The sequence below is a fragment of the Microbacterium sp. OR21 genome, from assembly GCF_047306785.1.
GTDB lineage: Bacteria > Actinomycetota > Actinomycetes > Actinomycetales > Microbacteriaceae > Microbacterium > Microbacterium esteraromaticum_E.
This window is the reverse complement of the sequence record NZ_JAZEXJ010000001.1, coordinates 460,919-481,535: the sequence shown is the minus strand read 5'-3', so window position 1 is coordinate 481,535 and position 20,617 is coordinate 460,919. Positions and strand designations below refer to the sequence as shown.

21 protein-coding genes are annotated in these 20,617 nt (G+C 69.1%); 13 read left to right on the top strand and 8 right to left on the bottom strand.

What is annotated here, in order from left to right:
- Positions 1–47: 47 nt before the first annotated feature.
- Both V2S04_RS02285 and V2S04_RS02280 read right to left on the bottom strand, forming a co-directional pair.
- A complete protein-coding gene (locus V2S04_RS02285) occupies positions 48–1,079 on the bottom strand; it encodes an ABC transporter permease (protein WP_413636903.1) in 1,032 nt (343 codons plus the stop codon).
- Entirely contained in the window at positions 1,076–2,581 is a 1,506-nt protein-coding gene (locus tag V2S04_RS02280; RefSeq protein ID WP_413636902.1) for a sugar ABC transporter ATP-binding protein, read from the bottom strand. The genes V2S04_RS02285 and V2S04_RS02280 overlap by 4 nt, the downstream gene beginning before the upstream one ends.
- Positions 2,582–2,797: 216 nt before the next feature.
- Here V2S04_RS02280 and V2S04_RS02275 point away from each other — a divergent pair, with 216 nt between their 5' ends.
- A complete protein-coding gene (locus tag V2S04_RS02275; protein ID WP_413636901.1) occupies positions 2,798–3,673 on the top strand; it encodes a sugar phosphate isomerase/epimerase family protein in 876 nt (291 codons plus the stop codon).
- 28 nt (positions 3,674–3,701) lie between these two features.
- Here the strand turns inward: V2S04_RS02275 and V2S04_RS02270 are convergent, their stop codons facing one another.
- The 3 genes from V2S04_RS02270 to V2S04_RS02260 are packed head-to-tail and all read right to left on the bottom strand — an operon-like array spanning position 3,702 to position 6,388.
- Positions 3,702–4,121, bottom strand: a complete 420-nt coding sequence (locus V2S04_RS02270; protein ID WP_413636900.1) for an RbsD/FucU family protein — start codon at positions 4,119–4,121, stop codon at positions 3,702–3,704.
- A 19-nt stretch (positions 4,122–4,140) separates the two neighbouring features.
- On the bottom strand, positions 4,141–5,106 hold the full coding sequence (locus V2S04_RS02265) for an aldo/keto reductase (protein WP_413636899.1): 966 nt from the start codon (positions 5,104–5,106) through the stop codon (positions 4,141–4,143).
- A complete protein-coding gene (locus tag V2S04_RS02260) occupies positions 5,093–6,388 on the bottom strand; it encodes an L-fuconate dehydratase (RefSeq protein WP_413636898.1) in 1,296 nt (431 codons plus the stop codon). Before V2S04_RS02260 ends, V2S04_RS02265 begins: the two co-directional genes overlap by 14 nt.
- Positions 6,389–6,509: 121 nt before the next feature.
- On the opposite strand from V2S04_RS02260, the gene V2S04_RS02255 reads away from it, so the two are divergent.
- The 3 genes from V2S04_RS02255 (at position 6,510) to V2S04_RS02245 (ending at position 9,345) form a co-directional block, all read left to right on the top strand.
- Entirely contained in the window at positions 6,510–7,370 is an 861-nt protein-coding gene (locus tag V2S04_RS02255; protein ID WP_413636897.1) for a fumarylacetoacetate hydrolase family protein, read from the top strand.
- Positions 7,367–8,119, top strand: coding sequence for an SDR family NAD(P)-dependent oxidoreductase (locus V2S04_RS02250; protein WP_413636896.1), 753 nt, complete (start codon positions 7,367–7,369; stop codon positions 8,117–8,119). Before V2S04_RS02255 ends, V2S04_RS02250 begins: the two co-directional genes overlap by 4 nt.
- 230 nt (positions 8,120–8,349) lie before the next feature.
- On the top strand, positions 8,350–9,345 hold the full coding sequence (locus tag V2S04_RS02245) for a hypothetical protein (RefSeq protein ID WP_413636895.1): 996 nt from the start codon (positions 8,350–8,352) through the stop codon (positions 9,343–9,345).
- 161 nt (positions 9,346–9,506) lie between these two features.
- On the opposite strand, the gene V2S04_RS02240 is transcribed toward V2S04_RS02245, so the two are convergent.
- Positions 9,507–10,367, bottom strand: a complete 861-nt coding sequence (locus V2S04_RS02240) for an amidohydrolase family protein (protein ID WP_413636894.1) — start codon at positions 10,365–10,367, stop codon at positions 9,507–9,509.
- A 56-nt stretch (positions 10,368–10,423) separates the two neighbouring features.
- Here V2S04_RS02240 and V2S04_RS02235 point away from each other — a divergent pair, with 56 nt between their 5' ends.
- Positions 10,424–11,104 (top strand): FadR/GntR family transcriptional regulator, encoded by a 681-nt coding sequence (locus V2S04_RS02235; RefSeq protein WP_340085895.1) that lies wholly within the window; start codon positions 10,424–10,426, stop codon positions 11,102–11,104.
- A 51-nt stretch (positions 11,105–11,155) separates the two neighbouring features.
- Here the strand turns inward: V2S04_RS02235 and V2S04_RS02230 are convergent, their stop codons facing one another.
- On the bottom strand, positions 11,156–11,812 hold the full coding sequence (locus V2S04_RS02230) for a transaldolase family protein (protein ID WP_413636893.1): 657 nt from the start codon (positions 11,810–11,812) through the stop codon (positions 11,156–11,158).
- A gap of 113 nt (positions 11,813–11,925) precedes the next feature.
- On the opposite strand from V2S04_RS02230, the gene V2S04_RS02225 reads away from it, so the two are divergent.
- From V2S04_RS02225 to V2S04_RS02200, 6 genes are read left to right on the top strand one after another with little or no spacing between them, the layout of a single operon-like run.
- Positions 11,926–12,900 carry a ribokinase gene (locus V2S04_RS02225; RefSeq protein ID WP_413636892.1) on the top strand — a complete coding sequence of 325 codons (975 nt, stop codon included), beginning with the start codon at positions 11,926–11,928 and terminating at the stop codon, positions 12,898–12,900.
- 22 nt (positions 12,901–12,922) lie between these two features.
- The gene (gene rbsD, locus V2S04_RS02220; protein WP_413636891.1) at positions 12,923–13,321 is read left to right on the top strand and encodes a D-ribose pyranase; all 399 of its coding nucleotides are present in this window, start codon (positions 12,923–12,925) and stop codon (positions 13,319–13,321) included.
- A 16-nt stretch (positions 13,322–13,337) separates the two neighbouring features.
- The gene (locus tag V2S04_RS02215; protein ID WP_413636890.1) at positions 13,338–14,150 is read left to right on the top strand and encodes a GntR family transcriptional regulator; all 813 of its coding nucleotides are present in this window, start codon (positions 13,338–13,340) and stop codon (positions 14,148–14,150) included.
- A gap of 25 nt (positions 14,151–14,175) precedes the next feature.
- On the top strand, positions 14,176–15,225 hold the full coding sequence (locus V2S04_RS02210) for a PLP-dependent cysteine synthase family protein (RefSeq protein WP_413636889.1): 1,050 nt from the start codon (positions 14,176–14,178) through the stop codon (positions 15,223–15,225).
- 18 nt (positions 15,226–15,243) lie between these two features.
- The gene (locus tag V2S04_RS02205; RefSeq protein ID WP_413636888.1) at positions 15,244–15,753 is read left to right on the top strand and encodes a glycine cleavage system protein R; all 510 of its coding nucleotides are present in this window, start codon (positions 15,244–15,246) and stop codon (positions 15,751–15,753) included.
- Between the two features lie 14 nt (positions 15,754–15,767).
- Positions 15,768–17,156, top strand: coding sequence for an FAD-binding oxidoreductase (locus V2S04_RS02200; RefSeq protein ID WP_413636887.1), 1,389 nt, complete (start codon positions 15,768–15,770; stop codon positions 17,154–17,156).
- 9 nt (positions 17,157–17,165) lie between these two features.
- Here the strand turns inward: V2S04_RS02200 and V2S04_RS02195 are convergent, their stop codons facing one another.
- On the bottom strand, positions 17,166–17,861 hold the full coding sequence (locus tag V2S04_RS02195) for a FadR/GntR family transcriptional regulator (protein WP_413636886.1): 696 nt from the start codon (positions 17,859–17,861) through the stop codon (positions 17,166–17,168).
- Positions 17,862–18,032: 171 nt separating this feature from the next.
- Between V2S04_RS02195 and V2S04_RS02190 the strand changes: the two genes are divergently transcribed.
- Positions 18,033–19,259 (top strand): aminotransferase class V-fold PLP-dependent enzyme, encoded by a 1,227-nt coding sequence (locus tag V2S04_RS02190; RefSeq protein WP_413636885.1) that lies wholly within the window; start codon positions 18,033–18,035, stop codon positions 19,257–19,259.
- 47 nt (positions 19,260–19,306) lie between these two features.
- Entirely contained in the window at positions 19,307–20,614 is a 1,308-nt protein-coding gene (locus tag V2S04_RS02185) for an ABC transporter substrate-binding protein (RefSeq protein ID WP_413636884.1), read from the top strand.
- Positions 20,615–20,617: the final 3 nt, after the last annotated feature.

Genomic DNA, 20,617 nt, shown 5'->3' with positions numbered 1-20,617 from the left:
TGTGTGAGCCGATCGGGCGATCGGCGGGTGGTGGTGGGAAGGGACGATCAGGTGCGCTGGCGGTTGCGCAGCGAGTCGAAGAACACGGCGAGCAGCACGACCACGCCGACGACGATGTTGCGCCACTCGGTCTGAATCGACAGGATGCTCAGGCCGTTGACGAGCACGCTCATGATCAGCGCGCCGATCACGGTGCCGATGATCGAGCCGCGTCCGCCGAGCAGCGAGGTGCCGCCGATGATCACGGCCGCGATGGCCTGCAGCTCGTACCCCATGCCGATCTGCGGCTGGGCGGAGTCCAGGCGCGACGCGATGACCACGCCCGCGACGCCGACGAATGCCCCCGCGAACATGTAGACGAAGATCGTCCAGCGCCGGGTGTTCACACCCGACAGACGCGTGGCTTCCTCGTTCGAGCCGATCGCGAAGGTGTACCGGCCGAGCAGGGTCTTCGACAGAACGAGCGCGGCGACGATCGCGAGCACGATGGTGATGAGAACGGCGTTGGGGATGCCGGGGATCAGCACGCCGAGGGCGATGCGCTTGAAGTCCGGCGCGGAGGTCGAGAAGTAGATCGGCCGCACGTTCGAGATCACCAGTGCGAGGCCGCCGGCGATCATCATCATCGCGAGGGTCGCGATGAAGGGAGGCAGGCGGAGGAAGGTGATGTTGACTCCGTTGACCAGGCCCATCAGGACGCCGGTGGCTATGCCGCCGAGCACGCCCACCCAGATGGGCAGGCCCCAGTTGGTGATGATCACGCCGGTCATGACCGCGCACAGCGCCATTCCGGTGCCCAGCGACAGGTCGATGCCGCCGGTGATGATGACGAAGGTGGTTCCCAGTGCCAGGATCGCGATGACCGCGGTCGACAGCAGCACTGTGGTGAGGTTGCTCACCGTGAAGAAGGCGGGGCTGGCGATCGCGAAGAAGATCACCAGGACGACCAGTGTTCCGAACGCGAGCGACTGCTGCAGCTGACGCTTCAGCATTCCGCTCACGTCGCGTCTGTCGGTGTTCTCGGCGACCGCCTGCTGGATGACGGTCGTCGTCGATCCGGACTGCTGAGGTGTGCTCATTCTTCTTCCTCCCCGTGGGCGGCGAGCTGCATGATCTTCTCCTGGCTTGCTTCCTCGTTGCGGAGCGTGCCGGTGATCCTTCCGTTCGCGAACACGGCGATGCGGTTCGCGACACGCAGGATCTCGGGCAGCTCCGACGAGATGACGATGATGGACTTGCCGGATGCCGCGAGCTGCTGCATCAGGCGGTAGATCTCCTCCTTGGCTCCGACGTCGATACCCCGGGTGGGCTCGTCGAAGATGAGGATGTCGCAGTCGCGCATCAGCCAGCGGGCGATGACGACCTTCTGCTGGTTGCCGCCCGAGAGCAGCTTCACGATCTGGTTGACGGACGGGGTCTTCACCCGCAGCTGCTGGACGTAGTCCTTCGTCTGGTTCTTCGCCTTGCGGTCGCCCATCCAGCCGATCGCGTTGGCGTACGAGTCGAGCGAGGCGAGCACGGTGTTGAACGTCACATCCTGCTCGAGCATGAGGCCGAGCAGCTTTCGGTCCTCGGAGAGGTATCCGATGCCGCGCTTGACGGCGTCCTCCGGCTGGCGGATGTGCACCGGCTTGCCGGCCACGGTGATCGTGCCGCCGTCCTTGCGGTCGGCGCCGATGATCGCGCGCGCCGTCTCGGTGCGCCCTGCTCCCATCAGCCCGGCGAACCCGAGGATCTCGCCGCGGTGCAGCTGGAACGACACGTCCTTGAGCAGCGTCTTGGTCGACAGGCCCTGGACGTCGAGCACGATCGGGTCGCCGCTGTGCTCACGGGCATCCGGGCGCGTGCCCTCGTCGATCGCGCGACCCACCATCATCTCGATGATGCGCGGCACGTTGATCTCGGACTTGTCCAGTGATCCGATGTACGCGCCGTCGCGGAGCACGCTGACGCGGTCGGCGAGCCGGCGCAGCTCGTCCATGCGGTGCGAGATGTACACGATGCCCGTGCCGCGCTGCTTGAGCTGCTCGATGAGCACGAAGAGGGTCTCGACCTCGGTGTCGGTGAGCGCCGAGGTCGGCTCGTCCATGATGAGCACCTTGGCGTTGAACGAGAGCGCCTTCGCGATCTCGACCATCTGCTGCTCTGCCACGGTCAGCTCACCCACCCGCCTGCGCGGGTCGAGCTTGATGTCGAGGCGCTGCAGCAGCTCTTCCGCGCGACGGTTCAGCGCGCGCTCCGACAGGAACGGCCCGGTGCGCGGCTCGCGACCGATGTAGATGTTCTGCGCGACCGTCAGGTCGGGCATCATGTTCAGCTCCTGGTGGATGATCGTGATGCCGAGCTGCTGCGCCTGCAGCGGACTGGTGAGCTCGACCGGCTCGCCCTCGAAGATGATCGTGCCCTCGTCGCGGGTGTAGATGCCCGAAAGGATCTTCATGAGGGTGGACTTGCCGGCGCCGTTCTCGCCGACGAGCACGAGCACCTCGCCGGAGCGCACCTCGAGGTGCACGTCTTTGAGCGCCTGAACGCCGGGGAAACCCTTGCTGATTCCCTCCACCCGAAGGATGGGATCACTCATCGGCACCTGCTTCCTCGAAGGTCTGGCGGATTCCAGAAGTTGGAATCCATTTCAAACGTCGGATCAATTCTGCTCCGGACTCGCATCCGACGCAAGTGCAATCGACGGTATGCGACGACCGCGCCATTGGGAAGACCTGTAATGACATCGGTCCCTACTTGTAATAACATCTTCATCACGGCGGCGCGGGAGGCGCGCACGGCGGGAGGGAGACACATGCTCATCGGTGCGCACGCTCTGGTCTTCAGCGGCACTTTCGACGACGAGGGACTGCGTCGGGCGATCGAGGGGACGAAGCACGCGGGCTTCGACCTGATCGAGATCCCGCTGATGGACGCCGACGCCTTCGACTCGGCATCGGCGGAGCGGATGCTGCGCGACAACGACCTCGCCGTGACGGCATCCCTGGGCCTGACCGCGTCCACCGATCTGACCAGCGACGACCCCGCGGTCGTCTCCGCGGGCGAGCAGCTGCTGCAGCGCTGCCTGGATCACGTGGCGACCATGGGCGGAGACGTGCTGTGCGGGGTCATCTACTCCGCCATGCAGAAGTACAGTGCTCCAACCTCCGCGCGCGGCATCGAGAACAGCCGTGCCGCGCTCGCGCGGCTCGCCGAGTACGCCTCGCAGCGGGGCATCCGGCTCTCGCTCGAGGTCGTGAACCGGTACGAGTCCAACGTCTTCAACACCGGACGCGGTGCCCTCGCCTTCCTCGACGGCATCGAGCGAGATGACATCTCCGTGCATCTCGACACGTACCACATGAACATCGAGGAGTCCGATCTCTTCCAGCCGGTGCACGACGTGGCCGCGGCCGGCCGGCTCGGCTACGTGCACATCGGCGAGAGCCACCGCGGATACCTGGGTACGGGCTCGGTCGACTTCGGCACGTTCTTCCGCGCCCTGCACGACGTGCACTACGACGGTCCGGTGGTGTTCGAGTCGTTCTCGTCGGCGGTGGTCAGCGCCGCGCTGAGCAACACCCTGGGCATCTGGCGCAACCTGTGGCAGGCCTCCGACGATCTCGCCGCGCACGCCAACCGCTTCATCCGCGACGGCCTGCACGCCGTGCGCACGATCGACCTGCACTGACCGAGCACCACTTCTCGGGTGGGCGGGGTCAGGCCGACGGATGGCCGACGACTCCCTTGCGCAGAAGAGCGTTGCCGTACTTCCGCGTCTCCCCGGTGCGCACCATCAGATACGCGCCCTCGGCGACGTCGTAGTACGCGAACCGCTCCACGAAGCGCGTGGTCTCGAGCTCGGTGCCCGCAGCGGCCATCAGCTCACGCTGCACGCCCAGCACCTCGGCATCCGCCGACTGCATCAGATCCATGCCGGGGGCGTCGTCGAGCGGCAGCACCGAGCGGATCGCGGCGACGACCTCGGGGGTCGTCGTGCCGGGCAGGTCGACGACCCGCTCCCCCAGCGCCCATGCCGGGAAATGCGCGTCGGCGACGACGACGGCATCCGAGTGACCCATCCGGTCGAGATGCAGCAGCAGCTCACCGGTCAGCAGCGAGTTGATTCCTTCGAGCATCCGTGTCTCCTTCTGCCCCTCAGGCGGGGATGAGCCCCTCGTCGGCGAGATCCGCCCACAGCTGCGCGGGGATCTCGAGCGCCGCGTACTCGGCATTCTGCCGCAGCTGGGCAGGCCTGCTGCCGCCGACGACCACCGAGCGCACGACATCCGATCGCAGCGGGAACTGAATCGCCGCCGCAGGCAGCGGCACGTCGTGCGCAGCGCAGACCGCGGCGATGCGCACGAGCCGCTGCCAGAGATCCTCGGGCAGCTGGCCGTACTCGTATCGGCCGTCGCGCCGCGGCTCGCTCTGCGCGAGCAGACCCGAGTTGAAGACGGATGCCGCGACGATGCCCGTCCCCCGCTCCGCGCACGCGGGCAGCACGTCGACGGCCGCCGGCTGCTCGAGCAGTGTGTAGCGCCCGGCCACCATGATCAGGTCCAGATCTGCTTCAAGCACCGACCGCGCGAGAGCATCGGAGAGCATCGAGCCCACACCGATCGTCGTGACGACGCCCTCGGCGCGGATCGCCTCGAGGGCCGGGAACGCCTCCTCGAGAGCCAGCTCGAGATCGTGGCGCTCGGGATCGTGCAGGTAGAGCAGGTCGATGCGCTCGATGCCGAGTCGCTCCTGCGATTCGGCGATGCTCGCGCGGATCCCGGCCTCGGTGAAGTCCCACACCCGGTGCAGGTCGTCGGGCACGTGGAAGTCGTTGGCGGTGTCGAGCCCGCCGGGCTGGTGCGCGGGGTTCGGCCGCAGCAGACGGCCGGCCTTGGTCGACAGCACGAACTCGTCGCGCGGCTTCGTCTGCAGGAAGGCGCCGAGGCGCCGTTCACTCAAGCCCAGCCCGTAATGCGGTGCGGTGTCGAAGTACCGGATGCCCGCATCCCAGGCGGCCTCGAGCACCGCCCACGCCTCATCGTCGCTGAGCTCTCGGAACAGGTTGCCGACGTTCGCCGCACCATAGCCGAGAGCCGGGATCTCGAGGTCAGTCGATGACATGCTGTCCCGTCCAGGTGTACTTCTCGATGCTGTCGGCCTTCATCTCCATGCTCGTGCCCGGCGCGGTGGGTGCCGTGTACGAGCCGCCCTGGATGTCGGTCGGCACGACGAAGTGCTCGTGCAGGTGGTCGACGAACTCGATCAGGCGCCCTTCGCGGGTGGCGCTGACCGCGACGAAGTCGAACATCGACAGGTGCTGCACGGCCTCGCACAGACCGACACCGCCGGCGTGCGGGCAGACCGGCACGCCGAACTTCGCGGCGAGCAGCAGGTTGGCGATGTTCTCGTTGACGCCGGCGACCCGCACGGCGTCGATCTGCATGACCTTGATGGCATCCGCCTGCAGCAGCTGCTTGAAGATCATCCGGTTCTGCGCGTGCTCGCCCGTCGCGACCCGGATCGGGGCCACTCCTCGCGCGATCTCGGCGTGACCGAGGATGTCGTCGGGGCTGGTGGGCTCCTCGATCCAGGCCGGATCGAACTGGGCCAGGGCGTTGACCCACTCGATCGCCTCTGACACCTCCCAGCGCTGGTTGGCGTCGATCGCGATCGGGAAGTCCGGCCCCAGCACCTCGCGCGCCTTGCGGAAACGACGGATGTCATCATCGAGGTCGGCGCCGACCTTGAGCTTGATCTGCGTGAATCCGTCCGCCATCGCCTCGCGAGCGAGGCGCTCGAGCTTCTCGTCGGAGTAGCCGAGCCAGCCGGGACTCGTGGTGTAGCCGGGGTATCCCGTCGCCAGCAGCTCGGCCTCGCGCTCCGCACGGCCGGGGACGGCGGCACGCAGGATCTCCAGCGCCTCGTCGCGGGTGAGGGCATTGGTCAGGTAGCGGAAGTCGACGAGGTCGACGATCTGCTCGGGTGTCATGCGGGCCAGCAGCTGCCACAGCGGCAGACCGGCGCGCTTGGCCTTGATGTCCCACAGCGCGTTGATCACGGCGCCGATCGCCATGTGCATGACGCCCTTCTCGGGGCCCAGCCAGCGCAGCTGCGAGTCGCCGATGATCTCGCGGAAGGTGCCGCCCATGTCGTCCAGCAGCGGTTCGATCTCCCGGCCGACGAGGTGGCCGGCGAGCGCGTCGATCGCGGCGACCTGCACATCGTTGCCGCGGCCGATCGTGAACACGAACGAGTGCCCCGAGATGTCGTCGTCGGCATCCGTGCGGATCACGACGTACGCTGCCGAGTAGTCGGGGTCGGGGTTCATCGCGTCGGAGCCGTCGAGGCTCAGCGACGTGGGGAAGCGGATGTCGCTGGTGTCCAGCGCGACGATACGGCTCACGGTGCTCCTTCAGATGCGCGGAGAGTGCTCCGCAGACCTTTGGAGTGTAAACATCGGATGTCTATACTGTCAACGTGCGGGTGCCGCCGCGGCATCCGCTCGGCAGAGACGAAGGAGAATCATGAAGTTCGCACGACTCGGCGAATCCGGAAGCGAGATCCCGGTCGTCATCGACGGTGATCGGACCTTCGATCTGCGCCCCGTGACATCCGATGTGAACGGCGAGTTCCTCGCCGACGACCCCGTGGGTCGCACCCGTGCGGCCCTCGAGGCCGGCACGCTCAGCGAGGTGGCGGATGCCGGATCGCTGCGCATCGGCTCGCCCATCGCCCGCCCCAGCGCCGTCATCTGCGTCGGGCAGAACTACGCGGCGCACGCCCGCGAGTCGGGCTCCGAGCCGCCGACCGTGCCCATCATCTTCCTGAAGACCCCGAACACCGTCGTCGGCCCGAACGACACCGTGACCATCCCGCGCGGCAGCGAGAAGACCGACTGGGAGGTCGAGCTCGGCATCGTCATCGGTGCGCGAGCGGCGTATCTCGACTCGGTCGATGAGGCCGAGGCGCACATCGCCGGGTACGTCGTCGCGAACGACGTCTCCGAGCGCGCCTTCCAGATGGAGGTGTCGGGCGGACAGTGGTCGAAGGGCAAGATCGCCTTCGGCTTCAACCCCACCGGTCCCTGGCTGGTCACCCCTGACGAGGTCGACGTCGACAACCTGAACCTGACGAGCTTCGTGAACGGCGAGGCCCGCCAGAACTCGAACACCAACGACATGATCTTCGACGTGCGCGCGATCGTGCACCACCTTTCGCAGTACGTCACCCTCGAGCCCGGCGACCTGATCCTCACCGGCACGCCGCAGGGCGTGGCGTTCGGCGGCAAGTTCCCCTACCTGCGGGCGGGGGACGTGGTCGACATCGAGATCGAGGGCCTGGGCCGTCAGCGTCAGGAGTTCGTGGCATGGGAGGCGCAGCGATGAGCGGTCAGGTGGAAGGACTCGTCGCGATCGTCACCGGCGGCGCCTCCGGCATCGGCGCCGCCATCGCCGGGGTGCTTCACGACCAGGGTGCGCAGGTGGCTGTGCTCGATCGCGACACATCCGGTGCGGACGAGCGCTTCGCCGCGTTCACCGCAGACGTGTCGGATCGTGCGTCCGTGGACGCCGCAGTCGCGGCAGTCGCCGAGCGGTTCGGGCGCATCGACATCGTCATCAACAACGCCGGGATCGGCGCGCAGGGCGATGTCACCGCGAACGACGACGAGGAGTGGGCGCGGGTGCTCTCGATCAACGTCACGGGCATCGCGCGCGTGACGGCGGCGGCCCTGCCGTGGCTGCGACAGTCGCCGTCGGCGGCGGTGTGCAACACGGCATCCATCGCCTCCACCACCGGCCTGCCGCAGCGCGCGCTGTACTCCGCGTCGAAGGGTGCGGTCTCGGCGCTCACGCGCGCGATGGCCGCTGATCACCTGCGCGAGGGCATCCGGGTCAACGCGGTCAACCCCGGGACGGCCGACACCCCATGGGTCGGTCGCCTGCTCGACTCCGCAGACGACCCCGCCGCCGAGCGCGCAGCTCTGAACGCCCGTCAGCCGCACGGCCGCCTCGTCGCGGCCGACGAGGTCGGCGGAGCCGTGCTGTACCTGGTCAGCCCGGCATCCGGTTCGACCACCGGCACCTTCATCGAGGTGGACGGCGGCATGGCCCAGCTCCGCCTGCGTTCCGAATAACCCGCTTCTCACTGCACCGCTCCGCGCCTGCGCGCCGCGGCTGCGCTTTCGCGGCGCTCGCCCCCGCGCTCAGGTCGCGATTCGTCCCGCTATCCCACGCGAATGGCGGGACCGATCGCGACCTGAGCATCGTTCGTGCCTTCAGAACGGACCGAATCGCAACCTGAGTGGGCTGCGGAGGTCTGTGAGTAACTTCCGCGCGAAACGAGGTCGGATGCCAGGGTGGGGCGATGCGCCCCGCACGTGCCCTCCCCGAGTCGCTCGGCAACCGCTTCTCGACCCGAGATGCCCGAGAGGCGGGTGTCAGCAGAGGACGGCTGTACCGATCCGACCTCACGAAGCCCTTCCGCGGGACTCGCTCGGTCCCCTCACCCGGCGCCGTCGCCGTCGCCGGGCAGGATCCCTTCGCACGCCAAGCCAGCGAACGCCGCGAGCGCGCACGCGACTACGCTCCGCTGCTGAGACCGGGGCAGTTCTTCAGCCATGAGACGGCGGTGGCCCTGTGGGGCGGTCCTCTGCGTCTGGTGACCACGACGACTGGGCGCCGTCACGCCGCGCCGGAGCCCGTGGAGGGCCGGACGCTGCCGGTTCATGTGAGCACCTTCGGTGGCGGTCCGCTCGTGCGCGCGGCCGGCGTGCGGGGACATCGTGCAGATCCGACCAAGGCGCGCGCCATGCTCTCGGACGGCGTGATGGTCTCGACTCCGGCGACGATGTTCGCCCAGCTCGGCGCCTGGTCGCTCAGCGATCTGGTGGCTCTCGGCGACTTTCTGTGCAGGGTCTGGCGCCCAGGTTTCGGCCGCCCCGACGTGGGGCGCAGTCCGCTCTCATCGATCGACGAGCTGCGCACGACCGTTGCGAGCACGCGCTGGATGAATGTGCGGCGACTGCGCGCCGCGCTCGATCTCGTCCGTGAGGATTCCTGGTCGCCGCGCGAATCGCGGCTGCGAGTGCAGCTCGTGCTCGCCGGACTGCCGGAGCCGCTGCTCAATCAGGACGTGTATGACGACCACGGTCGCTTCCTCGCCTGCGTGGACCTCGCGTACCCGCACCTGAAGATCGCGATCGAATACCAGAGCATGCTGCATCACTCCCGGTATGCGGCCGATGTCGAGCGGATCGCGGCGCTGCGCGCCGCCGGTTGGACGGTCATCGAGGTCACCAGCGACCTGCTCTCCCGACCGGATGCCCTGATCGCCCGGGTCAGCGCCGCGCTGCACCGCTGATTTCGGCCCCCAGGTCGCTATCGGTCGCGGCATCCGCCACCGCTCACCCGCTTGGGTCGCAATCGGTCCCGCTGAACACCGCGAATAGCGAGACGAGTCGCGACCTGAACGTGGAACACCGCCCAATTGCGGGACGAATCGCGACCCCAACCGGGCGCGGGTCAGCGGATGCCGTAGAAGGCGAGCGCGTTCTCCCAGAAAAGTCGGTCCGCGTCCACTCCGCGCGTCTCGGCCCAGGCGCGCACGGTGTCCAGCCAGCGCTGCCTGTTGCCCTGCACGAACTCGTGGGTGACGGCCGAGACCGGCCAGTCGCTTCCCCACATAAGCCGCTCCGGACCGAAGACCTCGAGCGCGGCGTCGAAGAACGGCGCCACCTGGGCATCCGTCCACTCCCCCTGCGTCTCAGCGGGCAGGCCCGACAGCTTGCAGTACGCCTGGGGATGCCGAGCCAGGTCGGCGAGATCACGCAGCCACTCCGCACCCGGCCGCAGCGGAGTCTGCACCGTGCCGATCGCGGGTTTGCCGAGGTGGTCGAGCACTATCGGCAGGTCGGGCACCGCCGCGGCGAGTGCGGTGACGTCCGACAGCTGCGACGATCTCACGCACGCGTCGAAGGTCCACCCTCGGGATGCCACTGCCCGGGCGCCGTCGATGAACGCGGCGCCTCGGGCGAAGCCGTCGGCCTCCGCCTGAAGCAGGTGACGCACGCCCACCACCCGCTCGTGCGCTGAGAGCGCGTCGAGGTGCTGCTCGGTCTCGGCGCCCCGATCGAGGCGGGCACCGGCGACAGCGGCGACGACTCCCGACTGCAGGGCGATCGAGTCGACCCACCGCATCTCGGCGAGGGACTGCCCCTCGACCGGATCGGCCTGCACGAAGATCGACACCTCTTCGTCGACGTCGTCGAGGGCGTCGTCGACGATCTCGATGTCGGAGAAGGTGTGAGCCAGCGGCCCCTCCAACCACGCGTAGTCGAGGGCAGCGGGGTCCCAGAGGTGCAGGTGTGAGTCGACGACGCGCATGCCCCCATCCTCACACGCCCCCGAACAGACATCCGATCAATGACTAGGATGTCGCCATGGCAGTCACCGACGAAGCGATCCAGAAGATCAAGGCGATGATCGTGTCGGGCGAGCTCGCGCCCGGGGATCGTCTTCCGCCCGAGAAAGAGCTCTCCGAGCGGCTGGGGCTGTCGCGCAATTCGATGCGCGAGGCGGTCAAGGCGCTCGAGGTGATCCGGGTGCTCGATGTGCGCCGCGGTGACGGCACCTACGTCACCAGCCTCGAACCCCACCTGCTGCTCGAGGCGATCAGCTTCGTCGTCGACATGCACGACGACGACTCGCTGCTCGAGCTGTTCGCCGTCAGGCGGATGCTCGAATCGCAGGCGACCGGTCTCGCCGCCGGCAATGCCACGGCGGACGAGGCGCAGGGGCTGCTGGATGAGATCTCCGCGGTCGATCCGGACAGCGTGTCGATCGACGACCTCGTCGCCCACGACATCCGCTTCCACCGCGAAGTGGTGCGGTTGACCCGCAACGACTATCTCGCCAGCCTCATCGAGAGCCTGAGCAGTCAGACCATCCGCGCCCGCGTGTGGCGCGGTGTCACCGAGCAGGGTGCGGTCGAGCGCACCCTGTCGGAGCATCGCGCGATCGCGGAGGCGATCGCCGCGCATGACTCCGCGCTGGCCACGTCACTCGCGACCGCGCACGTCGCGGGCGTCGAGCGCTGGCTGCGTCAGGCCGCCACCGCCTGAGCCCGCCCGGAAGGTCCGGGGAGCCCGGCGGGAGCCCCGGCGGAAGCGGGATCAGGCGCCCAGGCGCACCATCGCGGCGTCGAATTCAGCCGCCGACGAGTCGCTCACGTCATGGAAGAGCATCTCGTCCAGAACGTCCGGCGCGGCCGTGAAGTACGGCACGCCGGCCTCGCGCAGCGCGACGATGTCGTCGGCGCTGCGCAGGCTCGCGGCGAGAACGTCCGTGCCGCTGCCCTCGCACATCGCCTGCATGCGCGCGATGATGCCGGCCCCGTCGAGACCTGCATCTCGCATCCGGCCGAGATACGGCGCGACGTAGCGGACGCCGATGCTCGCGCAGGCGAGCGCCTGAGCGACGGAGTAGACCGCGGTGACCAGCACCGTCGCGCCGTCGCGCACAAGGGCGGATGCCGCGGCGAAGCCGGCCGCCGTGGCGGGCACCTTCACGGCGACCCGGTCGCCGAGACCGCGGATGCCCTCCGCGTTGCGCAGGAAGGATGCCGCGTCCCCGCCCCAGGTCTGGAAGAAGACCTCGGATGCCCCCTCGCCGACCCACCGCTCATACAGCGACGGGATCTCGGCGGCGGTGCGGCCGCCTCGTTCGAGGATGGTGGGGTTCGTCGTGACGCCGCGCACCACTCCGGCTGCGAGCAGGGCACCCACCCGGTCGACATCGGCACTGTCCACGTACAGCCGCGGAGCGGTCATCCGTTCTCCTCCCGTCGACCTGTCGTTACAGGTTCGCTTGCGGCTAATGTTATGACAGCATCCGCCCGCGTCCAAAGACGGCGGGACGCCGAGACGACGACGATCGGAACACCATGACCACTGCCCCGAGCTCCCGCACCGGCGTCGTCATCGTCGGCAGCGTGACCGCCGACGTGACGACCTTCTCGCAGCGCCTCCCGGCGCGAGGGGAGACCATCCTCGGCGATCAGTTCACGCTGCTGCTGGGCGGCAAGGGCGCGAATCAGGCGGTCGCCGCAGGCCTCGCCGGTGCGCGCACCAGCTTCGTCGGCTGCGTCGGCGACGACCTCTTCCACGATCTCATCGTCGACGGCCTCAGCGGCGCCGGGGTGGACCTCACGCACCTGCGCACCGTGCCCGGCCCCACCGGGATCGCGCACATCCGGGTCGACGCATCGGCCCAGAACGACATCGTCATGGTGCCGCTCGCCAATGCGCAGCTCTCCGAGGCGCAGATCGACGCCGCTCTCGCGGCCCTGGCCCCGACCACCGCGGTGCTGCTCACCCAGCTCGAGACACCCGCATCGCTGACGCTGCACATCACCTCGCGGGCCCGCGAGCACGGCATGACCGTCGTGCTCGACCCGGCGCCGGCCGCGTCGCTGGCACCCGAGGTGTGGCGCAACATCGACATCGTCACCCCCAACGAGACCGAGGCGACGCTCATCAGCGGCGTCGAGGTGACCGACGCGGAATCGGCCGAGCGCGCCGGCAGGTGGTTCCTCGAGCAGGGCGTCGGCGCGGCCGTGATCACCATGGCCGAGAAGGGATCGTGCGTCGTCACGGCGGAGGGCGCGACCTTCATCGCCCCGATCCCGATGGAACCCGTCGACACCACCGCCGCCGGCGACGCGTACGCCGGCTACCTGGGCGCCGCCCTGGCCGAGGGCTGGAGCCTGGCCGATGCCACCCGACTGGCCAGCGCGGCCGGCGCCATCACGGTGACCCGCCAGGGCGCCTCGCCGAGTCTGCCCCGGCGCGACGAGGTCGACGCTCTGCTCGCCGCGCACACCGCGGCCACACCGGAGCCGGTCGCGGCACCCCACTGACGAGAACCTCGGAGGAACGACGATGCGCAAGACGCACACGACCATCAACCCTGCTCTCTCGCGGGTCATCAGCGAGACCGGGCACACGGATCTGATCGTGGTGACGGATGCCGGGCTGCCGATCCCCCCGGGAGCCGAGCGCATCGATCTCGCGTACCGCCCGGGGGCGCCGGAGTTCTTCGACGTGCTCGACACCGTGCTGGCCGAGATGGTCGTCGAAGGCGCCACAGTGTCGGCGGAGGTGGCCGAGGTGAGCCCTCACGTGCTGGAGAAGCTGCGTGATCGGCTGCCCGGGATCGAGATCGAGCTCGTGCCGCATGTCGAGTTCAAGAGTCGCACGCAGCAGGCGCGCGCCTTCGTGCGCTCCGGCGAGTTCACCCCCTACGCCAACGTGATCCTGCACGCCGGCGTCGCGTACTGACCCGGCGATAACCACGATGCCCACGACCGAGGCCTCCGAGGCGGCGAGCGCCATCGATCGCCGCTCCACCGCGCCGATGTACGACCAGCTGCGACAGCTCATCCTCGATGGGATCAGCCGCGACGGCCTGCAGCCCGGCGATCCGCTTCCCGGTGAGCACCGCCTGTGCGAGCAGTACGGCATCTCGCGCACCGTCGTGCGTCAGGCGCTCGCCCAGCTCGAGCACGAGGGCGTCGTCGAGCGCATCAAGGGCAAGGGCACCTTCGTCGCCCCGCCGCGCACGAGCGAGTCGCTGGTGCACACCCTGGTGGGGCTGTTCGACGAGGTGCAGCGCCGCGGCGGCCACGTGCGCAGCGACGTGCTGCGCCACGAGGTCATCGACGCGGACGCCGAGGTCGCCGCCGCATTGGAGCTCGAGCCCGAATCCCCGGTCGTCATCCTCACCCGGCTGCGCCACGTCGACGGGCAGGCGTGGTCGCTGTCGACCACGTGGATGCCCCTGGATGTCGGAGCGCCGACCCTCGATGCCGACCTGCGCGACTCGTCGCTCTACGCGCTGCTCGCCGACAGCGGAGTGGTCGCCACGCACGGCGTGCGCTCGGCCGAAGCCACCGTCGCCACCCGCGAGCAGGCCGCACTGCTCGGCGTGAGCGCAGGATCCGCGCTGCTGCGCCTGCGCAGCGTCAGCCGTGACGAGTCCGGGCGTCCGATCGAGTTCTTCGTCGCCTACCATCGCGGTGATCGTTCCCGCTTCGAGTTCCGACTCGGCACCGACAACTCGCAGGGCGCCCTGGTCCACGTGCCCGCGCCGCGGGAGGCATCCGCGTGAGCCGCCCCCGCTACGCTCGGTGATCATGAGCGAATGGGTCAGTTCCGCCATCCAGGTGCTCGAGGCGGACGGCAACCGGTCGGCCGACACGCATCTGCACCTGTTCCCGCTGCCGGCGGACTGGGGCATCGACCTGTATCTGAAGGACGAGTCGGTGCACCCGACCGGCTCGCTCAAGCACCGTCTGGCGCGCTCGCTGATCCTGTACGGCCTGGTCAACGGCCTGATCGATGAGGACACCACGCTGGTCGAGTCCTCCAGCGGGTCGACCGCCGTGTCGGAGGCGTACTTCGCCCGGATGCTCGGCCTGAAGTTCATCACCGTCGTGCCGCGCTCGACCAGCCGGGAGAAGATCGAGCTCATCGAGTTCTACGGCGGCAGGTGCCACTTCGTCGACCACGCCGACGAGATCTCCCCCGAAGCACGCCGCCTCGCCGCCGGATGCCACGGCCACTACCTCGACCAGTTCACCTTCGCCGAGCGCGCGACGGACTGGCGCGGCAACAACAACATCGCCGAGAGCGTCTTCAGCCAGCTGTCGCAGGAGCGGCATCCGATCCCGCGCTGGATCGTCGTCGGCGCCGGCACCGGCGGCACCAGCGCGACCTTCGGCCGCTACGTGCGCTATCGCCGTCACGCGACCGAGGTCGCGGTCGTCGACCCCGAGGGCTCCGCCTTCTACGCCGGCTGGAAGGGTGATCCGGATGCCACCGGCACCCCCTCCCGCATCGAGGGCATCGGCCGGCCCCGCGTCGAGCCGTCGTTCGTGCCGAGCGTGATCGACGAGATGATCCCGGTGCCCGACGCCGCATCGGTGGCGGCGATCCGGCTGCTGCGCGAGCGCACCCTGCACTGGACGGGTGGCTCCACGGGCACCAACCTGTACGGCGCGTTCGAGCTGATCGGCCGCATGCGCGACGCCGGCGAGACGGGCAGCGTCGTCACGCTGATCTGCGACAGCGGCGTGCGCTACGCGCAGACGTACTACGACGACGAGTGGGTCGCGGCCCAGGGCTGGGATCTCGCGCCGCATCGGCAGCGCATGGAGCGCTTCCTCGACGGCGGTGCGTGGTGACCGCGCTACGCTGAGCGCATGACCACGCTCATCCTCACCGTCGCGGGAGCGGATCGCCCCGGACTCGTCTCGGCCGTCGCCGATGTCGTCGCCGCCCACGGCGGCAACTGGGAGAACAGCCGGCTCGCCGAACTCGCCGGAACCTTCGCCGGGGTGATCGAGATCTCGGTCGCCGCCGATCGGGTGGATGCCCTGCGCGACGATCTCGATGGGCTCGACGGGATGCTCGCGATCACGGTGCACGAGGGTGCCGACACCTCGGCATCCGACGCCGATCAGCGCATCTCGATCACCGTACTCGGCAACGACCGCGCGGGCATCGTGCGCGAGATCTCGGGCGTGCTCAGCACGCACGCGCTGAGCATCGAGGACATGACCACGCACACCCGTGACGCGGCGATGGCCGGCGGGCGGCTCTTCGAGAGCTCGGTCACGGCGACGCTGCCCGCATCCGCCGACCTCGAGGCGCTGCGCGCCGACATCGAGCGGCTCACGCACGACCTGCAGGTCGACATCACCTCGCTCTAAGCGATCGGAACCGCATGACCCTCCCCGCACACGACGACGTCGTCTCCGCCCTCATCGACGCGCTCGGCGCCGACGCCGTCGTGAGCAGCCCCGAGTCGCTGCAGGCCTACCGCCACGACCGCGCCGAGGATCCGAACGCCGGCACCCCCCTCGCCGTGGTGCGGGCGGGCTCGACCGAGGACGTGCAGGCGGCGGTCCGGATCGCCGCAGCCGCGGGCGTCGGCGTCGTGCCGCGCGGAGCCGGGTCCGGCCTTTCGGGCGGATCGACCGCGGTCGACGGCGCGATCGTCGTCTCCCTGGAGCGGATGCGCGGGATCACCGTCGACCCGACCGTGCAGATGGCGGTCGTGCAACCCGGGGCGTTCAACGCCGAGGTGAAGGCCGCGGCAGCCGTGCACGGCCTCTGGTATCCGCCCGACCCGTCGTCGTGGGAGTTCTGCTCGATCGGCGGGAACATCGCGACGAACGCCGGCGGCCTGTGCTGCGTCAAGTACGGCGTGACCACCGACTACGTCCTCGGGCTCACGGTCGTCCTCGCCGACGGCCGCGCGGTGAAGCTGGGCGGCCCACGACTCAAGGACGTCGCCGGCCTCTCCCTCACCAAGCTCTTCGTCGGCAGCGAGGGCACCCTCGGCATCGTCACCGAGGCGGTGCTGCGGCTCGTTCCCGCACAGCGCCCGCCCACCACGCTCGTGGCGATGTTCCCCACCGTCGCCGGGGCGATCCGGGCCGTGGTCGACATCAAGGCGGCGATGCGGCCCTCGATGCTCGAGTTCATGGACCAGGTCACGATCAACGCGGTCGAGGACGTCACGCGCATGGAGCTCGACCGCACCGCCGCGGCGATGCTGATCGTGCAGTCGGACGAGCCCGCCGAGGTGGCGACCGCGCAGATCGAGCAGATCGAGCAGCTCTGCGAGGCCAATGGCGCCTCCGAGGTGTACGCGACCAGCGACCCCGATGAGAGCGAGGCGCTGATCGAGGCGCGTCGCATCGCCATCCCCTGCGTCGAGAAGCGCGGTGCCCTGCTGCTCGAGGATGTCGGCGCCCCGCTGCCGCGGCTCGGCGACCTGCTCGAGGGTGTGCGCACGATCGCCGAGAATCGCGGCGTCGAGATCGCGGTGGTCGCGCACGCGGGCGACGGCAACACGCATCCGCTCATCGTGTTCGACCCGGCGGATGCCGACCAGAAGGCGCGCGCTGAGGTGGCCTTCGGCGAGGTAATGGACCTCGCGATCGCGCTCGGCGGCACGATCACCGGCGAGCACGGGGTGGGCCGGCTCAAGCAGCCGTGGCTGGCCGACTACCTCGGCGACGACGTCCTCGAGCTGAACCTGCGCATCAAGAGGGCGCTCGATCCGGACGGCATCCTGAACCCCGGGGCGATGTTCGCCCGACTCTGACCGCAGGTCTCAGTCGACCAGCCCCGTCGCGTCGGGCTTCAGCTTACGCAGCCAGTACTCCGTCTGCGCGACGTGCCCCGCGGCCGCCGCGGACGCTGCGACCGGGTCGCGTGAGGAGAGTCCCCGCAGGATCGCCCGATGCCCGGCATCCGACATCGTCTTGATCTCAGCTGCGCTGTCGGTGCTGAAGATGCGATACGCGCGTGAGCGGGCGCGGAACACTGCGAGCAGGCTGGCGAGGGCCGAGTTTCCCGCCACCTGCGCGATGCGCATGTGGAAGGTGTGGTCGAGGCTCGACTGCTCGTCGTCGTCATCGGTGCCCTCGAGACGGGTGAGCAGCGCGTCGAGCTCAGCGAGCGTGGCGTCGTCCATCCGCGCCGCCGCCAGTGAGGCGGCGTGCGCCTCCAGGGCGCGGCGCAGCTCGTACAGCTCGAGGATCGCGTCGAGCGGAAGCAGCCCGACCGTCAGCGACAGACTGCCGATCAGATCGCCGGCGTTGAGATCGCCGACGTAGCTTCCCGACCCGTGCCGCGTCTCGAGGACGCCGAGCGCGGCCAGCATCCGGATGCCCTCGCGCAGCGACCCGCGTGACACGCCGAGCCGCTCGCACAGCTCGCCCTCGCTCGGCAGGCGGTCGCCCGGCCGGAGCGAGCCGTCGGCGATCAGCGCACGCAGCCCGTGCAGCGCGGTGTCCAGTGCGCTCATCGATCCTCCCTGATGCGACTCTCTGCTGCGAGTCTGTCGGATGCCGACACCCGAGCCAATTCGTATAACAACTTTGCCATTATCGCCCCGTAGAGTCGCGATCAAACATCCGATGTGGCAAAGTTGTGCGACAAGTCGTCCGACTTCACCGCCAACACCTTGTGAGGATGCATGACCACGGCCACGCCGATCCGGCTGAAGTCCTACCAGCGCGCCCGTGACGCCTGGCCGCTCGACCCCGAGGTCGTCCATCTCAACCACGGCTCCTTCGGCGCCGTGCCCACGGTGGTCGTGGAGCACCAGGACGCCCTGCGCCGTCAGGCCGACCTGACGCCGGTCGGCTGGTTCCCGCGCATCGCCGAGCAGGTCCGCGCGGCCGTCGAGCGCACGGCGCCGTTCGTCGGAGCGCACCCCGACGACAGCGCCTTCGTGCCGAACGCCTCGGCGGCAGCCACGGTCGTCTACAACTCCCTCCGTCTCGAGGCCGGTGACGAGATCCTGGTCACCGATCACGGCTACGGCGCGGTGACCATGGGCGCACAGCGCCTGGCCCGCCGCTTCGGCGCGGCCGTGCGCACCGTGGAGCTGCCGCTGCTGGCACCCGATGACGAGGTGGTGCAGCGATTCTCCGACGCGCTAACGCCGCGCACGCGACTCATCGTGATCGACCAGATCACCTCCCCCACCGCCCGGATGCTGCCCACCCGTCGAATCGCCGGCATCGCGGCCGAGCGCGGCGTGCGCACGCTCGTCGACGGCGCGCACGCCCCCGGCCTGATCGCCTCCGCCGCCGCGCAGGCGGGCGGCGACTGGTGGTTCGGCAACATGCACAAGTGGCCGTGCGCCCCGCGCGGGTCGGCACTGCTGGTGACCGCGGCCGCCGACCGCCAGGACCTCTGGCCGCTGATCGACTCGTGGGGCGCGCCCGAGCCGTACCCGCATCGCTTCGACACGCAGGGCACCATCGACGCGACGACGTACATCGCGACGCCGACGGCGATCGACTTCGTCGAGGGCGAGTTCGGCTGGGACGCCGCGCGCACCGCACTGTCCGCTCTCGCCGACTCCGGCGCCGAGATCATCGCCGACGCGCTGCGCCCCTTCAGCGCCCATGACCCGCTCACCCCGCTGCCGTCCCCCGTCCCCTCGATGCGCCTGGTGCGGCTGCCCGACGGACTCGGCGCGACCCGCGAGGAGGCCGATGCGCTGCGCATGGATCTCTTCGACGAGGAGGGCGTCGAGACCGCCTTCACCAGCTTCCGCGGCATCGGCTACTTCCGCCTCTCGGCCCACCTTTATACCGAGGCGTCCGACTTCGAGGCATTCGCCGAACGCTGCGTGCCGCAGATCCTGCGGCGCGCGGGCATCCGCATCCCCCTCGCGACCACCATCGCCTGAGCACCCCCGCCCCCAGAAGATCCACCAACCACCAAGAGAGGCACATCGTGAAGCACAAGATCTTGACGACCGTCGCAGGATTCGGCACCGTCGCCGTTCTCGCCCTCACCGGATGCTCGCCGTCGGCCGGACCCGCCGACGGCAAGGTCACGCTGCAGATGGTCGAGAGCCTGACCAACCCAGCCCGCACCGAGCTGATCCGCGGGCTGCTCGACGACTTCGAGAAGGAGAACCCCGACATCAAGGTGACCCTGGTCTCGCCGCCCACCGAACAGGCCGACCAGAAGATCCAGCAGATGCTGCAGTCGGGCAAGGGCGTCGACGTGCTGGAGGTGCGCGACATCACCGTCGGGCCGTTCTCGAACAACGGCTGGCTGCGCGATCTGAGCGCCGACGTGAAGAAGTGGGACGGGTGGGACGCGCTCACCGAGAACGCGCAGTCCGCCTCGGTCGCCGAGGACGGCAAGAGCTACTTCCTGCCCTACGGCTTCTACGGCCTGTCGCTGTTCTACCGCAAGGACCTCGTGCAGCAGGCCGGCTTCGACGGGCCGCCGAGCAGCTGGAAGGACCTGCTCGAGCAGGCGTCGAAGATCCAGGACCCCAGCAAGAACATCTACGGCTACGCCTTCCGCGGCGGGCAGAACGCGAACAGCAATGTCGTCGCGGCGATCGAGGCGTACACGATCGACGACCTCGACGTCGACGACGCGTTCCTGCTGAAGAACGGCGACACCATGTTCTCGGCTCCCGAGGCGCAGGATGCCGTCGACGACTACTTCGAGCTCTTCGAGAAGGCATCGCCGCCGTCGGCGGTGTCGTGGGGCTACCCCGAGATGGTGGCCGGGTTCACCAACGGCTCGACCGCGTTCCTGCTGCAGGATCCCGAGGTCATCGCGACCGTGCAGGACTCGTCGCTGAAGCCCGAGCAGTGGGACACCGCTCCGCTGCTCACCGGCCCGACCGGCAAGGCCGCGCAGCCGCTCGCGGTCGCGGGCTGGGGCGTCGCCGAGAAGAGCGACCACAGCGACGCAGCGGTGAAGCTCGTCGAGTTCCTCGCGTCCGAGGAGCCGGCGACCGAGTTCGCGCAGGCGAACAGCCTCGTGCCGATCGTCAGCTCGGCTGCCGACGACGAGTTCTACAAGACCGGCCCGTGGACCAGCTACGTCACGATGACCGAGAACCCCGACACCTACATCAACGTACGCCAGCCGCGCGGCGTGAGCTGGTGGACGGAGTGGATCCAGAAGTCCGATCAGGACGTGCAGAAGGTGCTGCTCGGCAACATGACCACCGAGGAGCTGCTGACGTCCTGGGATGAGTTCTGGACGGAGAAGTACGCCGCGGAGAAGGGCTGATCG

What these genes read in the sequence shown, in the direction of transcription:
- V2S04_RS02230 (WP_413636893.1), bottom strand. Translation starts at nt 11,812, where the DNA reads ATGACCGCTCCGCGGCTGTACGTGGACAGTGCCGATGTCGACCGGGTG.
- V2S04_RS02285 (WP_413636903.1), bottom strand. Translation starts at nt 1,079, where the DNA reads ATGAGCACACCTCAGCAGTCCGGATCGACGACGACCGTCATCCAGCAG.
- V2S04_RS02255 (WP_413636897.1), top strand. Translation starts at nt 6,510, where the DNA reads ATGAAGTTCGCACGACTCGGCGAATCCGGAAGCGAGATCCCGGTCGTC.
- V2S04_RS02200 (WP_413636887.1), top strand. Translation starts at nt 15,768, where the DNA reads ATGACCCTCCCCGCACACGACGACGTCGTCTCCGCCCTCATCGACGCG.
- V2S04_RS02270 (WP_413636900.1), bottom strand. Translation starts at nt 4,121, where the DNA reads ATGCTCGAAGGAATCAACTCGCTGCTGACCGGTGAGCTGCTGCTGCAT.
- V2S04_RS02240 (WP_413636894.1), bottom strand. Translation starts at nt 10,367, where the DNA reads ATGCGCGTCGTCGACTCACACCTGCACCTCTGGGACCCCGCTGCCCTC.
- V2S04_RS02235 (WP_340085895.1), top strand. Translation starts at nt 10,424, where the DNA reads ATGGCAGTCACCGACGAAGCGATCCAGAAGATCAAGGCGATGATCGTG.
- V2S04_RS02225 (WP_413636892.1), top strand. Translation starts at nt 11,926, where the DNA reads ATGACCACTGCCCCGAGCTCCCGCACCGGCGTCGTCATCGTCGGCAGC.
- V2S04_RS02190 (WP_413636885.1), top strand. Translation starts at nt 18,033, where the DNA reads ATGACCACGGCCACGCCGATCCGGCTGAAGTCCTACCAGCGCGCCCGT.
- V2S04_RS02280 (WP_413636902.1), bottom strand. Translation starts at nt 2,581, where the DNA reads ATGAGTGATCCCATCCTTCGGGTGGAGGGAATCAGCAAGGGTTTCCCC.
- V2S04_RS02205 (WP_413636888.1), top strand. Translation starts at nt 15,244, where the DNA reads ATGACCACGCTCATCCTCACCGTCGCGGGAGCGGATCGCCCCGGACTC.
- V2S04_RS02215 (WP_413636890.1), top strand. Translation starts at nt 13,338, where the DNA reads ATGCCCACGACCGAGGCCTCCGAGGCGGCGAGCGCCATCGATCGCCGC.
- V2S04_RS02195 (WP_413636886.1), bottom strand. Translation starts at nt 17,861, where the DNA reads ATGAGCGCACTGGACACCGCGCTGCACGGGCTGCGTGCGCTGATCGCC.
- V2S04_RS02250 (WP_413636896.1), top strand. Translation starts at nt 7,367, where the DNA reads ATGAGCGGTCAGGTGGAAGGACTCGTCGCGATCGTCACCGGCGGCGCC.
- V2S04_RS02265 (WP_413636899.1), bottom strand. Translation starts at nt 5,106, where the DNA reads ATGTCATCGACTGACCTCGAGATCCCGGCTCTCGGCTATGGTGCGGCG.
- rbsD (WP_413636891.1), top strand. Translation starts at nt 12,923, where the DNA reads ATGCGCAAGACGCACACGACCATCAACCCTGCTCTCTCGCGGGTCATC.
- V2S04_RS02210 (WP_413636889.1), top strand. Translation starts at nt 14,176, where the DNA reads ATGAGCGAATGGGTCAGTTCCGCCATCCAGGTGCTCGAGGCGGACGGC.
- V2S04_RS02245 (WP_413636895.1), top strand. Translation starts at nt 8,350, where the DNA reads ATGCGCCCCGCACGTGCCCTCCCCGAGTCGCTCGGCAACCGCTTCTCG.
- V2S04_RS02275 (WP_413636901.1), top strand. Translation starts at nt 2,798, where the DNA reads ATGCTCATCGGTGCGCACGCTCTGGTCTTCAGCGGCACTTTCGACGAC.